The sequence below is a fragment of the Snodgrassella sp. W8132 genome, assembly GCF_016100865.1.
Taxonomy (GTDB): Bacteria; Pseudomonadota; Gammaproteobacteria; order Burkholderiales; family Neisseriaceae; genus Snodgrassella; species Snodgrassella alvi.
Map to the genome: position 1 here is coordinate 173,611 of NZ_JACFRQ010000002.1, position 13,975 is coordinate 187,585.

The 13,975-nt window shown below is 41.5% G+C and carries 13 protein-coding genes; 9 read left to right on the forward strand and 4 right to left on the reverse strand.

Features of this window, described 5'->3' with window-relative positions; genetic code table 11:
* Positions 1 to 72 precede the first annotated feature (72 nt).
* Positions 73 to 1,119 (reverse strand): hypothetical protein, encoded by a 1,047-nt coding sequence (locus H3U82_RS08450; RefSeq protein WP_232336148.1) that lies wholly within the window; start codon positions 1,117 to 1,119, stop codon positions 73 to 75.
* 226 nt (positions 1,120 to 1,345) lie between these two features.
* On the opposite strand from H3U82_RS08450, the gene H3U82_RS08455 reads away from it, so the two are divergent.
* The 4 genes from H3U82_RS08455 to H3U82_RS08470 are packed head-to-tail and all read left to right on the forward strand — an operon-like array spanning position 1,346 to position 4,876.
* Entirely contained in the window at positions 1,346 to 2,197 is an 852-nt protein-coding gene (locus tag H3U82_RS08455; RefSeq protein ID WP_198210155.1) for a glycosyltransferase family 25 protein, read from the forward strand.
* A 32-nt stretch (positions 2,198 to 2,229) separates the two neighbouring features.
* Complete coding sequence (locus H3U82_RS08460; RefSeq protein WP_198210157.1) at positions 2,230 to 3,018, forward strand: putative nucleotide-diphospho-sugar transferase; 789 nt, start codon at positions 2,230 to 2,232, stop codon at positions 3,016 to 3,018.
* Positions 3,019 to 3,045: 27 nt separating this feature from the next.
* A complete protein-coding gene (locus H3U82_RS08465) occupies positions 3,046 to 3,849 on the forward strand; it encodes a glycosyltransferase family 25 protein (RefSeq protein ID WP_198210159.1) in 804 nt (267 codons plus the stop codon).
* A 4-nt stretch (positions 3,850 to 3,853) separates the two neighbouring features.
* Positions 3,854 to 4,876: a glycosyltransferase family 2 protein gene (locus H3U82_RS08470; RefSeq protein ID WP_198210161.1), complete on the forward strand. Its 1,023-nt coding sequence runs from the start codon at positions 3,854 to 3,856 to the stop codon at positions 4,874 to 4,876.
* Between the two features lie 11 nt (positions 4,877 to 4,887).
* On the opposite strand, the gene H3U82_RS08475 is transcribed toward H3U82_RS08470, so the two are convergent.
* Positions 4,888 to 5,460: a hypothetical protein gene (locus H3U82_RS08475; protein ID WP_096765827.1), complete on the reverse strand. Its 573-nt coding sequence runs from the start codon at positions 5,458 to 5,460 to the stop codon at positions 4,888 to 4,890.
* 10 nt (positions 5,461 to 5,470) lie between these two features.
* Positions 5,471 to 6,217, reverse strand: coding sequence for a hypothetical protein (locus H3U82_RS08480; protein WP_198210163.1), 747 nt, complete (start codon positions 6,215 to 6,217; stop codon positions 5,471 to 5,473).
* 343 nt (positions 6,218 to 6,560) lie between these two features.
* Between H3U82_RS08480 and sstT the strand changes: the two genes are divergently transcribed.
* The 3 genes from sstT to H3U82_RS08495 all read left to right on the forward strand — a co-directional run bounded on the left by sstT (position 6,561) and on the right by H3U82_RS08495 (position 10,011).
* On the forward strand, positions 6,561 to 7,796 hold the full coding sequence (gene sstT / locus H3U82_RS08485) for a serine/threonine transporter SstT (protein ID WP_025331653.1): 1,236 nt from the start codon (positions 6,561 to 6,563) through the stop codon (positions 7,794 to 7,796).
* A 131-nt stretch (positions 7,797 to 7,927) separates the two neighbouring features.
* Entirely contained in the window at positions 7,928 to 8,923 is a 996-nt protein-coding gene (locus tag H3U82_RS08490; RefSeq protein WP_084565247.1) for an LLM class flavin-dependent oxidoreductase, read from the forward strand.
* A 191-nt stretch (positions 8,924 to 9,114) separates the two neighbouring features.
* On the forward strand, positions 9,115 to 10,011 hold the full coding sequence (locus H3U82_RS08495) for a glycosyl transferase (protein ID WP_037394709.1): 897 nt from the start codon (positions 9,115 to 9,117) through the stop codon (positions 10,009 to 10,011).
* 114 nt (positions 10,012 to 10,125) lie between these two features.
* Here the strand turns inward: H3U82_RS08495 and H3U82_RS08500 are convergent, their stop codons facing one another.
* Complete coding sequence (locus H3U82_RS08500) at positions 10,126 to 12,306, reverse strand: primosomal protein N' (protein ID WP_198210301.1); 2,181 nt, start codon at positions 12,304 to 12,306, stop codon at positions 10,126 to 10,128.
* Between the two features lie 253 nt (positions 12,307 to 12,559).
* On the opposite strand from H3U82_RS08500, the gene pyrB reads away from it, so the two are divergent.
* Both pyrB and pyrI read left to right on the forward strand, forming a co-directional pair.
* Positions 12,560 to 13,501 (forward strand): aspartate carbamoyltransferase, encoded by a 942-nt coding sequence (gene pyrB, locus H3U82_RS08505; RefSeq protein ID WP_198210166.1) that lies wholly within the window; start codon positions 12,560 to 12,562, stop codon positions 13,499 to 13,501.
* Positions 13,502 to 13,507: 6 nt separating this feature from the next.
* A complete protein-coding gene (gene pyrI / locus H3U82_RS08510) occupies positions 13,508 to 13,966 on the forward strand; it encodes an aspartate carbamoyltransferase regulatory subunit (RefSeq protein ID WP_025331648.1) in 459 nt (152 codons plus the stop codon).
* Positions 13,967 to 13,975 lie beyond the last annotated feature (9 nt).

A 13,975-nucleotide genomic window follows, 5' to 3' on the forward strand; every position in this document is an offset into this window, starting at 1 on the left:
TAATTGAATGTGCTGTAGTTAGTATTTTTTAAATACAAATTTGAGCCTACAGCATTTTTTAGAATATTTCAATTATATAACGGATATTTTCTGGAATGGCTGTCTGTTTAAAATATTGTTTATCCAGTTTGCAAAACTGTATTTTTTTATAATATCCGGATTGATGCTGACAAATGGCCTGGCCAGAAAGCTCTCTATTTTCTGTAAATCATCCGCATTCTTCCATATAAAAATGTTATCCGGATGATAGAAATCAAGATTTTTGATTTGTGGGTTATTGGTAATTAATTTCTTTCGATAATATAAAGCTTCAAATGTACGAAATGATAAACCATGATGAACCGGATTAACGATATCAATGAGTATATCTGCATTGTTGATGTGCTTTAAATTGTCATCGAAGGTAATATTTTCAGGGATAAAATGAATTTCCTTGCAAGAATATAGTCCCGCTTTGCTAGCTTCAGACGGGCGAAATTTTATATTAAAATCTAGATTTATCCCGTATTTAATTAATGCATTTGCACAGGCTTCTATAGCGGCAATGCGACTATCTACATGTAGTCCGACGAAATAGGCAATGGTTCCGGTATGTGATACAGGTTGTGGCTGATACATATCAAAATAGAAATTACTGATTCCATTTAGCCGGTACTGCTGGTATTCGTCATTATGCAGATCTTCAGAATCGAATACATAAAAACGATCAAATAAGTTTATTGTCGGCTTTGTTTTAGGAAATCGTCTGATTCCATTCCACTGATAAGCAACAAAATCGTTTTTTGTATGAATTTTTAGCAGTTGTAAGGCCTCTATAGGAAATAAGTCTGGTCGTATAACCAAAGTATAGTCGTAATGATTGTTGCCTAATAGGTTTTTAATATTTGCCAGTAATTTCTGATTGTACATTTGTTCTTTCAGATAAGCTTTGTATGAACAATCTGAAAGAAAAATTTTTCGGGCTGTATGAATCAGGTGCGATTTCAGGCTAGGATAATAAAAACTGGAATCAACTTGCTTCTTCAATTCCTCTGAAGTGCTGTTTATAAAGATAACTTTAAAATTATGGTATTCTAAATGTTTTTGAATAGCAGCAGCGAAGTCACTATAGCTTGACATTGCCAGAATAATAGTTGGTTGCGACATTGTTAACTTAATTTTATGAAATCTGGTATTCTCGATAGCTGTAAAGTTGAAATAGTGTAACTATTATCAGTTCAGATAGCTATTTTAGCAGTTTATACTGGTGAGTGTATCAGGATACTGGTTTTATCTATGAATGGCAGACATATTTTAGCTATAATTTATAGATAATTTATGACTAAAGTATGTGCAGGGCTAATCAATGCTCAAAACTTTTTTAATTAATCTTGAACGCCGTCCGGATAGATTAATGTTTGTTAAACAACAACTGGAAAATCTGAATATTGCTTTTGAAAGGGTAAATGCAGTTGATGGCAATTGTTTAACTGATGAGCAAAAAGCCTTTTTTAACCAGAAAAGATTTGCACTGGAATGTAAACGTAAGGTCGTTAATGGAGAAATTGGTTGTGCCTTATCCCATCAGGCGGTATGGCAGAGAATGGTAGATGAAAATATACCCTATGCTCTGATTCTGGAAGATGATGTTCAGCTTAAACCTGAACTGGTTTCTTTGCTGGCTGATGAAAAAAATTTTCAGTCTTTTGATTTTTTAAATCTGACTTTAAAAAGACCTTTTTACGATATTGATGTTGCGGCAGTTAATTCTTGTATTGCGCATAAACAGTTTGTCCGACCGCGATTCTGGCAATTGGTAAGGCGCAGATTATGGCGCTTTATGGAAAGTAAAGCTATTGTCCGGTGGAAAATTTTTCGTTTACATACGCTCTGTAATCATATGATTGCCTGTGAATGTGATATCGCTCCGTCATTGGCATGTTGTTATATTGTATCTTTGCAGGGAGCTAAAAATATGCTGCAGGCAAGTAAAAATCTCTTTTATCCCATTGATAAGGTCTGGCATTATAGTGGTGGCCGGTTAAAAGAGGCTTTTTTGGTTGAACCGCTGGCATTTCAGAATCTGGATTCAGATATTCCTCATCGTGTGCGTTTTAAACTTACTTTGGGACAAAAAATTAAAAGATTTTTTCTTAAGGGGCGGCATTGGCGGCGCCATTTTGATGTTGTGAAAATGTATGGATGGACACGTTTATAATAAATATATGTTAATCACTGAGAATAATACTAATGATTAAACTGGGCAGAGAATATGCATGGCGAGCCAAGAATCGTAAAGTTGTGGTTCCGCTGGCACGGGTTGTGACTGATGAGATGAAAGCATCAGCAGATGATGCGGTAACAGTTGTAGCCTATCATACAGATGATGAATTTTATACGCATGAAGCCAAACGTATGTGTGCTTCTGCTGAACGTTTGGGTATCAGAGTTAAGACAACTGCTATTTCCAGTCAGGGTGGGTGGGAAGCCAATACGTCGTTTAAAGCAGCTTATTTGCTTCGTGAACGTGATATAGTCAGCGGACCGATGCTGTATGTGGATGTTGATGCGGTTTTTCATGTTTCTCCGTTAAAATATCTTGCCAATCTGGATTGTGATATTGCAGTGTATTATGATTTAGGAGATGGTCATTTAGTATCTGCAACTCTTTTTTTCCAAGACACTGAGGCTGCAAGACACTTGCTAGCCGAATGGAACCGGCAGTGTATAGCGCATCCGGAAATCTGGGATCAGGAGGTTTTACAATCTGTCATTGCTGCTGATCAGGCATCTGACAATCCTCGTTATAAAGTTTTTCATTTGCCTGTTGGCTTTTGCTGGATATTTGATCGTGAAGACAATCTGCGTGCACCTAAACAGCAGGTTTATATCGAACAGTTACAGGCGGCCCGTGTGGTTCATGAAAATCTGAGAACCAGCGGGAAGCTGTTTTCAATACGGAAAAGTAAAGTACAGCGTCGCATGGATCGGATACGAGAAATTGAGGATGTTCTGTTTCAGCAAAAATCTGATGATTAATTATAATATCTGTGGTGATACAAACAGATGATTTCTGCTCTAGTAATTAATCTGGATCATTCAGTTGAGCGATTGGAATTTCAGCGCAAACAACTGATTCATTTGCAAATACCTATGCAGCGCCTGTCTGCTGTTAATAGTTCGGATATTCTTGGTGAACAATATGAACAATTAGCAAATGGCTGGGAGCGTAAATTGCGTCCGGCTGAGGTAGCCTGTTTTTTAAGCCATAAAGCTGCATGGCGATATGTACTTAATACCGATAAACCCTGGTTGATTCTTGAAGATGATGCTCTATTATCGCGTAAAACAGTAGATATTCTTGCTGCGTTAATTCCTCTGGCAAATGAAGTTGATTATGTGAATCTGGAAACGCGCCATCGACGTAAATGGATAAGTAAAAGGGCGTTTAATTTAATTGATGGTTATGAATTACGCCGGTTATATCAGGATCGGACAGGTGCCGCCGCATATGTTTTATTCCCTTCCGGGGCACGGAAGCTGTTAAACAGAGCTGAATATTCGGCACCGGCGCTTGCTGATGCATTTTTGTGTCGTTCATATGATTTGAATGCCAGACAAGTGTATCCGGCCGCTGCAATTCAACTGGATCAGTGTATTAATTATGGTCTGGAGCATACAGAATCTTTTGTTTCTACTATCACTCCTGAGAATAATCTGAAACCTCATGCAAAAGATATTTATAGTAACGTATGCTTTAAATATCGTCGTCTGGCAGCACAAATTCGTATGGGATGGAGGCAGTTATCCGTGCTGCGGTGTGCACAACGTACGCTGGTGCCAATAATAAAAAGTGATTTTGAGGAATAGTTGTGTGAATGGGGTAAAAGATAATTATGCAGGTACAGATAAAGTAGATTTAAGTATTCTGATTCCTGTATTTAATGTTGAATCATATCTTTCCGGATTGCTGGATGCTTTATTTCCGGATTTGACTGCTTTAACTGAAGTTATATTTTATGATGATTGTTCACCGGATAATTCACTTAGTGTGATTCGCAAATATCAGCAGAGTTATCCGTATGTGAATATTCGTGTACTGTGCGGAAAGAAAAATCTGGGTATTACTCAGGTTCGCCAGTGTCTGTTGCAGGCCAGTCATGCTGAATATGTCTGGTTTATTGATTCAGATGATTTGATTGAACCGCAAGCGGTACGGCAGATAAGGAATATTCTGAGTGAGTATCATCCGGATGTAGTACTGTTTGATTATGATGTTTTTTTTGATGGTAGTGGTAAAATTAAATACCATGAACATTTATCAGTTACTCCCGCAAATACTTTGCTGCATCAGAATAACGGTGAGTTATACCGCCTTGCAATTATGGATGGTAAACATTATTTCTGGAATAAAGTTTTCCGGCGTACTTTGGTAACAGATTCGTGTGATTTCACTATACCTGCCTATGAAGATATTGCGAATACTCCGATTATTCTGAATCAATGTCAGACTTACTTTTATTATCCGCAAACTTTAGTACATTATCGTATCTGGCCGGATTCGATTGTGCAGAAAATGAGTCTGAAACAGGTATATGGTATCAGGGCTTATCTGACACAGGCTGAATATGCTGATAAAGTGGTTGATGATAAAAAGTGCTGTGCTTATTTATTATATAAAGCTCATCTTTATTATTTCAGGTTGTGTCGTAAACTCAGAAAAATGAATCTTCCGGAAATGGAAAAAGCCGATATTTTGCTTTTGGCTAAAGAGCTATATGCACAAAAACAGTTATCGACTTGCGCAACTGTTTCGTTATTAGTACGTACGGGTATGTGGGACAAGGCGGCTAAACTGATATTAAAATCAGGTTTAGCCCGATTCTCATGCAGGTAAATATTTTCTATTCAGATTGCAGTTATTTTACCTTCGGTAATCCATTTATAAATTAGTTTTTTTTCATCATCCCAGTTATGCCCCGTCCAGCCTTCACTGGTGAAATTATGTATATAAATTTGTTTTTCCGGATAATGCTGACAAATGTAATCAATGGCCAGTAAACCTGTGCTTGGCTGGCGAAAACCCAGTGTATTGGCACAGTGCTGATAAGTATCTGTAGGTATCGTGTTTATTTGATATTGATCCAGATGAGAGTGTTTAATCCATTTAGGAAAACGCCAAATATATTTTATCCGTTTATGTAAAGGAATATTCTGATATCGTCCCAGACAGATATCTTTTGTGGTATATCGAAAAAATATTTGTGTGTCAGGTTTAAAAAACTGATGGTCAATATTCAGATGTCTGATTTGTGTGTAGCCATTGGCAATAAATACCCAGTCGGCCATAAGTGTACAGTTTGGATTGGGGGTGTTAAAGCGGACTACGATATCGTCTTCATGAATTAATCCGGCAATAGAATTTTGTTCGTCAGCATTGCCAATGATGAAGAATTTACTGTGTGTTTGTACGATTTTCATAATAGTAATTTTATTGCCAATAATTTTTTAACCATGGAGCCGGTAAAACTTTACGGTACCATTTTCCTCCGCCTCCCCTGATGGCATCCGGAGGATTAACTTCGCCGTGAAAGATGATAATTTTGCCGTAATCCGGCTTTTCCGGTGGCTGCCATAGCGCATAAGGCATTTTTTTTAATACGTCATATTTATAGCTCAGACACCAATTTTCAGGCCAGTAACTTAGTTTATGATTTTCGCGCACATACCATGATAAAAATGCCTGTTCATGACGAAATTGCTGACGAATAGTCTGGAAATGCTCGCGAAAATAGCTCATTAACTCTGGTAATGCACCAATCTGAAATCGGTATACTGAGCTATTGCCGACTTTTCGCCACGGCTTTTTCCAGTCACGAATAATCCATACTTCGTCCTGTCGGCTAGAAGGATGTGTGAAGAAGCAGTCTATGTTATCGATTATGACTATGTCTATGTCAAGAAATAAAGCTGTACCGTGTAAACCATATAAATCTGTACTAAATGTTGTCAGTTTGTTCCAGCCACGTTCAGGCAGACCCTGAGGCAGATCCAGTGGTATTAGCGGATAACACTGAACAGCCGGATTGATGCCTTTAGCATCATCTGTCAGGCAAATCATGGTAAATGGTAGCGTTAAATGGCGTTGTACCATGTTATAGAGGCGGTTGATGTATTCAGCATCATATTTTTGCCCCCATTTCATGCATAGTATGTAGTTTTGTGAAGCTGTGTCCATGGCATATTCTGTCTGGGCGGTTACTGGTGTGGGAGTATAGCATTTTAGATTTTTGTGTAGTTTGATTCCATTGATTAAGAATAATAAATTGCTGATTGATTTTAACTGTTTTTCGCGGTTTTATTGATTATTCGCTGTTTGTGTTCGTTTTAATGCTAAACTTATTATCTGCTAGGTAAACTGAAATGGTTTTCTGTTAAGGTTTAATGGTGTTGAAAAGACGGATTAAAACAGATTTTCTGATGAGAGATAATTTGCTGCTCACGGATTTATTGTCAGTTCTGATGATATTTTGTATCTGTTTTTAAATGTGTTTGAATCCGGCGATAACCAAGGATTGTGAATGAAGAAGCTTTTATGGGTATTATTTAAGAGTAATCTGATTGTACGCATGCTGATATGTATGATTATCGGCGCGTTTATTGCGGCGTTTTTACCGCAGTACGGGGTGAAACTGGAATTTCTGGGTAAGGTATTTATTCAGGCTTTACGTGCAGCTGCTCCGATACTGGTTTTTGTGTTAGTTATATCTTCTATTGTTAATAATAAATTTGATAATGTTTCCAGTATTAAGTCAGTAGCCTGGTTATATGCTGTTACTGTTCTGATTTCTGCAGTGCTGGCTTCTACGGTAAGTTTTTTATATCCGCTTCATTTGGTGATGGATGTACCGCCGATATCTGAAAAACCGCCGGAAGGTGTGGCAGAAATTCTTATGAATATTGTGCTCAAGTTTGTAGATAATCCGGTTGATGCACTGGCAACCGGTAATTTTCTGAGTATTCTGGCATGGTCAACAGCATTGGGTATTGCATTGCGCCAGAGTAGCGAGGCAACGAAATCGGTGATTAAAAACTGGTCGGATGCCACTATTTGGGTGGTTCGCCTTGTTGTGGCAATTGCTCCTTATGGTGTACTTGGTTTGGTTGCTTCTCACTTTACGAGTGATGGTTTGGCTAAGCTGAAGAATTATCTTGAGCTGATTGGTGTATTACTGGGTCTGATGGTGTTTGTGGCACTGGTGATTAATCCGCTGATTGTATTTTTGAATTTTCGTAAAAATCCATATCCGCTGGTGTTTACCTGTTTGCGTTATAGTGGAATTACAGCGTTTTTTACCCGTAGTTCAGCAGCAAATATTCCGGTAAATATCCGTCTGGCTCAGCGTATGCAATTGCCGGAAGAAATTTATTCGCTGTCTATTCCTCTGGGTGTGACAATGAGTATGAATGGAGCAGCTATCACGATTACGACGATGACGATGGCTACTGTGCATACTTTAGGTCTGGATGTGAGCTTTATTCAGACATTGTTGCTAAGTATTCTGGCAACGGTATGTGCTCTTGGTGCTTCCGGTGTGCCCGGCGGTTCGCTGCTACTGATTCCGGTAGCATGCAGTATGTTTGGTATTGATCCGGCTATATCCGCTCAGGTGGTAGCAATCGGGTTCGTTATCAGTGAAATTCAGGACTCAGCTGAAACAGTTTTGAATTCTTCTAGCGATATGCTGTTTACCTCTGTGGTGTCACTCAAACAGCAGGGAAGAGATCCGAGTAAAATTGAGTTACTACCGGAATAAGCCTGTATCATGATTGTGTATAGGCCGCTGTATAATTTATGCAGCGGTTTTTTATACGCGGGCAGAGTATTCGTTTTCTGCGCATAGGACGAATTTAATTTATATCTGTTTTTCTTCAATGTGAGGAATTTATGGCTATTCCTGTTTCTATACTGAATCTGGTACCACGTCGGGATAAAGGTACTGCGGCGGCGGCTATACAGGATATGTTGCGTCTGGCACAGGCTGCTGAACAGTCAGGTTTTGTGCGTTACTGGATCGCAGAACATCATAATATGCCGATGGTTGTCAGCTCTGCCACTCAGGTATTAATTGGTCATACACTGGCTCATACCCACAAGATAAGGGTAGGCAGCGGCGGAGTAATGCTGCCTAATCACAGTCCGTTAATGGTTGCAGAACAGTATGGCACTTTAGCAACCATTTATCCGCACCGGCTTGATTTGGGACTGGGGCGTGCACCCGGTACTGACAGGGTAACAGCTGCAGCTTTGCGTCGGCAGTTAAATGATGTTTCATTACAGTTTGCTGATGATGTGGTGCAGTTGCAGCGTTATCTGGGTGATGAGAATTGTCAGGGAATAGTAAAGGCCTATCCGGGTATTGGTACACATATTCCGCTCTATATACTTGGCTCCAGTACGGATAGTGCTTATCTGGCAGCCAAAATGGGGTTGCCATACGTTTTTGCTGCACATTTTGCACCGCGTTTTCTGGAAGAGGCCGCAGCGATTTACCGGGAACGTTTTCAGCCTTCTGCTCAGCTGAGTAAGCCTTTTTTTATGCTGTGTTTAAATGTTGTTGCCGCGGCAACGGATGAAGAGGCTCGTTTCCTGCAAACTACGCAGTTTCAATCGGTATTGGGACTGGTTCGCAATAGTCGGGCGCCGTTACAGCCACCTGTACCACATATGCACGGTTTATGGACTGCTGAGGAGGAAACTTATGTGCGTAACTTTACTGCCTGCACATTACTGGGTGCTCCTGATACTATTCGTCAGCAGCTGGAGGAATATCGCCTGCGCTTACAGCCGGATGAAGTAATGGCTGTGAGTTATATTTATGATATGGATAAATTACTTGAGTCTTATTATATTTTTAAGAGTGTGGCAGATATTGTCGGCTAATCTGTTAACTTGCCCATATTAAAACGAATTAATACCTGATAATAGGTATCTACCGGTCTGATATTTATAAATTTAATTGGAATTATTTGTTTCATATCAAATATTACTTGATTAATATTATCATTTTTACTGGTATTTTTGCGGTAAGATTACAATTATCTTTATAACGTAAGCAAATCGGGAGTATATGCATGAGCAACGATGTAATTAAGGTCTTTGTGGGTTGTGACCCGAATAACTGTGATCTGGAACAGATGATGGTGGTGGATTACAGCATCCATAAACATACATCGCGGCCAGTGGAAATTGTCTGGATGCAGTTAAGTCATGACCCGGAAAGCCCCTGGTACTCTGATCCGCAGTCTGGTGCCGGCTGGCATACTGAAAAATGGGCAACACCGTTTTCAGGTTTCCGCTGGGGTATTCCTGCTGCCTGCAACTATGAAGGCCGGGCTATTTATATGGATGCAGACATGATTATTCTGGCTGATTTAGCCGAACTCTGGGAGCATCCTATTGAAGGTGAAGCAATTGTTGCTGCCAAGGAAGTGCATGATCATGCCAAGGGCAAACGTTTTACCCGCTTGTGTACTTGTGTCTGGGATTGTGCGAAAGCTAAAGCTAAATTGCCGGAACAGGCTACGCTGCGTGCTGACCCTGATTCGCATAAGAAAATGATGGCTAAGTTTAAAGAGCATCCTGAATGGGTACAGGCTTATACAGCCGCATGGAATTGTGTCGATGGTGAAGGTATGCCGATCGAGCAGATGAAAATTTTGCATTATTCGGATATGGGTACCCAATTTAGCCATAAGTATTCAATCCCGCGTTTGTCTGCAGCTGGTCAGAAACATTGGTTTGATAGTGATATTCTGCCTCATCCGCGTAAAGATCTGGTTGAGCTGTTTGACCAGTACTATCAGGAAGCTCTGGATGCCGGCTATAAGCTGGAAAATTATGCTGTGGAACCTTTTGGTGCTTTCCCTAAGGAATCTCAAGTAGGTTATGATGGCAATGAAGTTACCCGCCAGAAAAAACAAAAACCATTACTTTCACGTGTTTGGCATAGTCTGCGTGGACGCGAATAAGTTATCAGTTAAATCTGATTACTGGTCATCTGCCAATCTGGCTGATGACCAGTTTTTGTTACAGATAGGGTAAAAATGAATGAATGTATGCTTATAATTCGAATGGCATCATAATTACATTTCCAGCGGATCTACATCGATCAGCCAGCGTGTGTGCGGGCTGGTTTTTTCCAGATGCAATAGCCAGCTTTGCCATATTGTAATGCTGTGATGTAATTCGCGCCGGTTATGACTTTCCAGAAAGACCTGTGCCCGTTCATAACCGGCCAGTCGTGCCATTAACATTGGTACTGGTCCGAAAATACTGACACTGGACGGTAAAGACTGTTGCTGTCCGATACCCTGTAATGCCTGTCGCAGGAGTTCCTGTGCTTCACGCATGGTTCTGGCGTCAGCACGAATAGCTGCCATATAGCTGAAAGGTGGCATGCCCAGTTCCTGTCTTTCCGTCAGTTCTGCTGTTGCAAAAGTAATATAATTTTGTGCAGCCAGCGCCTGATAAACTTTGTGTTCGGGTTGTCTGGTTTGTACCCAGACTTCGCCGCTGCATTCTGCTCTGCCGGCACGGCCGCTTACTTGCATCAATTCGGCAAACAAGCGTTCTGGTGCGCGAAAGTCTGCACTGTAAAGACTGTTATCTGCATTTAAAACAACAACCAGATTCAATTGCGGAAAATCATGACCTTTGGCCAGCATCTGGGTGCCGATCAGAACATCTACCTGCCGGTTAATGATTTTACTGTAAATATCTGACCAATCCTGCCGGTGGGCGGTGCTGTCGCGGTCTACCCGCAGAATACGTGCCTTAGGTAACAGATATTGCAGGTTTTCTTCAATGCGTTGTGTTCCTTGCCCGACAGCCGTTAAATCCTGATTACCGCATTCCGGGCAACAATGTGGAATACGCTGGTGAAAATCACAGTGATGACAGCGCAGCTGACCGGCATGCTGATGTAAAACCATCTTGGCCGAGCAGTTAGGGCAGCCGAAAGTATGCCCGCAGGCGGCGCAGAATAAAGCCGGAGCAAAGCCGCGACGGTTCAGATAGACCATACTTAAGCCACCATTGGCAAAATTGGTCTGTAATTTTTGTTTGATAATATCGCTCAAACCATTATCCAGTGGTAACCGGCGAATATCTACCAGATGAATTTGCGGTAATTGAGCACTGATATGGGCGCGTTCGCTTAATTGCAGTAGTTGATAATCTTTTTGCTGGGCTTTATACCAGCTTTCCAGAGATGGAGTGGCACTGCCCAGTACAATAGGACATCCTGCCTGCTGTGCACGCCACACAGCCAGATCCCGTGCCTGATAACGCAGTTCGCTTTCCTGCTTGAATGAGTAATCATGTTCTTCATCAACTACAATTAATCCCAGATTATGCATGGGAGTGAAAACAGCCAGTCGGGTGCCAATGATCAAAGCCGCCTGTCCAAGTGCTGCCTGAAGATAATTAGTTGTCCGTTGTCCGGCAGCAGTCTGACTGTGCAGCAGAGCAGTAATAGTATGTGGAAATCGCTGGCGCACACGCTGCAACAATTGCGGGGTCAGATTGATTTCCGGCAGCAGAAATAAAACCTGTTTGCCCTGCTGCAATATTTTGGACATGATGTCGAAATAAACTTCTGTTTTGCCGCTGCCTGTAATGCCATATAACAGAAATGGAGCAAACTGGCCGAATTTATTCTGTACTGTTGTACTGGCAAGCAGTTGTTGCTGATTAAGCTGATGCCGGCTTTCTGGAATGCTGCCGCAGGCCGGAACTGAAGTAGTCTGTATCCAGCCTTGTAGTTGCCACTGATTAAGATAATGTGCAGCCTGAGAATGTATGGTCTTAAGTTGTTGTAATGTAGCAGATGTTGTTTGCAGATGTTGCCATAATGCATTTTGTTTGTGAAAGCGTGCCGGTGGAGGAGGCTGTTCATGCCCCAGAGTATTTAACGTGTAAATCACTTCCGGTTGGGGTAGTTGCACGACTTCAGGCTGACGCAGACCCTTCGGCAACGCCGCCATTACTGCCTGCCCGAGAGGATAGTGATAATAGCGGGCAGTAAAACTGAGTAATGTGCGCCAGTCTTCAGGCAATTGCCAGTCATCAGAAAGCACTGATTCTATTGGTCGTATTTTGCTGATATCAATTTCCGGTTCTACATTACTTTCCCATACTATGGCGGCCATCAGACGTTTGCGAAAGCGTACTGCTACCCGTGTACCGGCGGGCAGGGCTGTGGTATGGGCATAAGTAAGCAGAGAATACAAGGGCACATTCAGTGCCAGTTGATGGTAAATCAATGTAAGCAGAAATAAAAAAGGCAATGAAGTGCTGATTGTAACTCAATTTGACCAGCTTTTATCATTGCGCTGTTTATGCGATAATTTATATTAATTTATTATTACGGGGATAATAGCGTGATGCAGATACTGGCAGCAGATGTTCAAGATTGTCTGGAACAGGTATTACATCAGTACAGCTAATTTCCGTAAGATTTTACCCGTTTGAAGACGGGTTTTTTTGTGCCTATTGATAAATGCTGAAGGTTAAATTATGGCTAATCCGCTGTATCGGCAACATTTCATTTCTATTAATGATTTATCTACTGCGCAGTTGGAATTTTTGCTGGCGCTCGCTTTACAGTTAAAACAGCAGCCTCAGGCTGATTTATTAGACGGAGGTTTAATTGGTTCGTGTTTTTTTGAACCGTCTACACGAACCCGTTTGTCATTTGAAACTGCTATCCAGCGGCTGGGCGGTAAAGTTATTGGTTTTGCTGATGGTGCCAATACCAGTGCCAAGAAGGGAGAAACGCTTGCTGATACCGCCAGAATTATCAGTAATTATGCAGATGCAATTGTAATGCGTCATCCGAAAGATGGTGCAGCCCGGGTAGTCAGTGAGTTTGCCCGGGTGCCTGTTATCAATGCAGGAGACGGTACGAATCAGCACCCGTCGCAGACATTGCTGGATTTAGTCACCATTTATGAAACGCAGGGACATTTACAGAATCTTAAAATTGCTTTAGTTGGTGATTTGAAATATGGCCGTACTGTACATTCACTGGCGCAGGCTCTCAGTCGCTGGGGGTGTGAATTTGTTTTTGTGTCTCCGCCAACTCTGGCAATGCCTGCTTATATCTGTGAGCAGCTGGATGATAATGGCGTACATTACCGGACTTCCGGCAGTCTCGAAGAAGCATTGGCCTGGGCTGATATTCTGTATATGACGCGTATTCAGCGTGAGCGGTTCGATGAACAGGAGTTTGCCAGAATCAGTGGTCATTTTAATTTGTGTGCGGCTATGCTCGGGCAGGCTAAACCGAATATGCGTATTTTGCATCCTTTACCGCGTGTGGATGAAATCCATGCAGATGTCGATGACAGTATTCATGCTTATTATTTTCAGCAGGCCAATAATGGTATGTATGCGCGGCAGGCTATTCTGGCGGCGATTCTGAATGAACATATTGATATAGTTGGAGCAAAAGGATAAACAATGATGAATCAGACCAGACTGAGTGTTGAGGCAATAAAAGATGGTACTGTGATTGATCACATCCCGGTAGGGCAGGGGCTGACTATTTTGCGCCAGTTTAAATTGCTGCATTCCGGTGATGCGGTTACGGTGGGGTTTAATCTGAGCAGTAAATCCACCGGCAGCAAGGATATTATTAAAATTTCCGGTCAGTATCTTGATGATGCTGCGGCTAACCGCTTGGCTTTGTTCGCGCCGCAGGCTACAGTTAATGATATTGAAAATTTTCGGGTAGTACGCAAACGTACATTAACTTTGCCGGAAAGTATCAGTGAAGTGTTTCGTTGTCCGAACAGCAATTGTGCCAGCCATGGAGAACCGGTAAAGAGCCATTTTTCTGTTCGGGTGAGTCATGGCGAAACCCGTTTATGCTGTCATTACTGCGAAAAAACGTTTGCGCGCGAATCCGTGATTGAAGCTTAGCTGTTAATT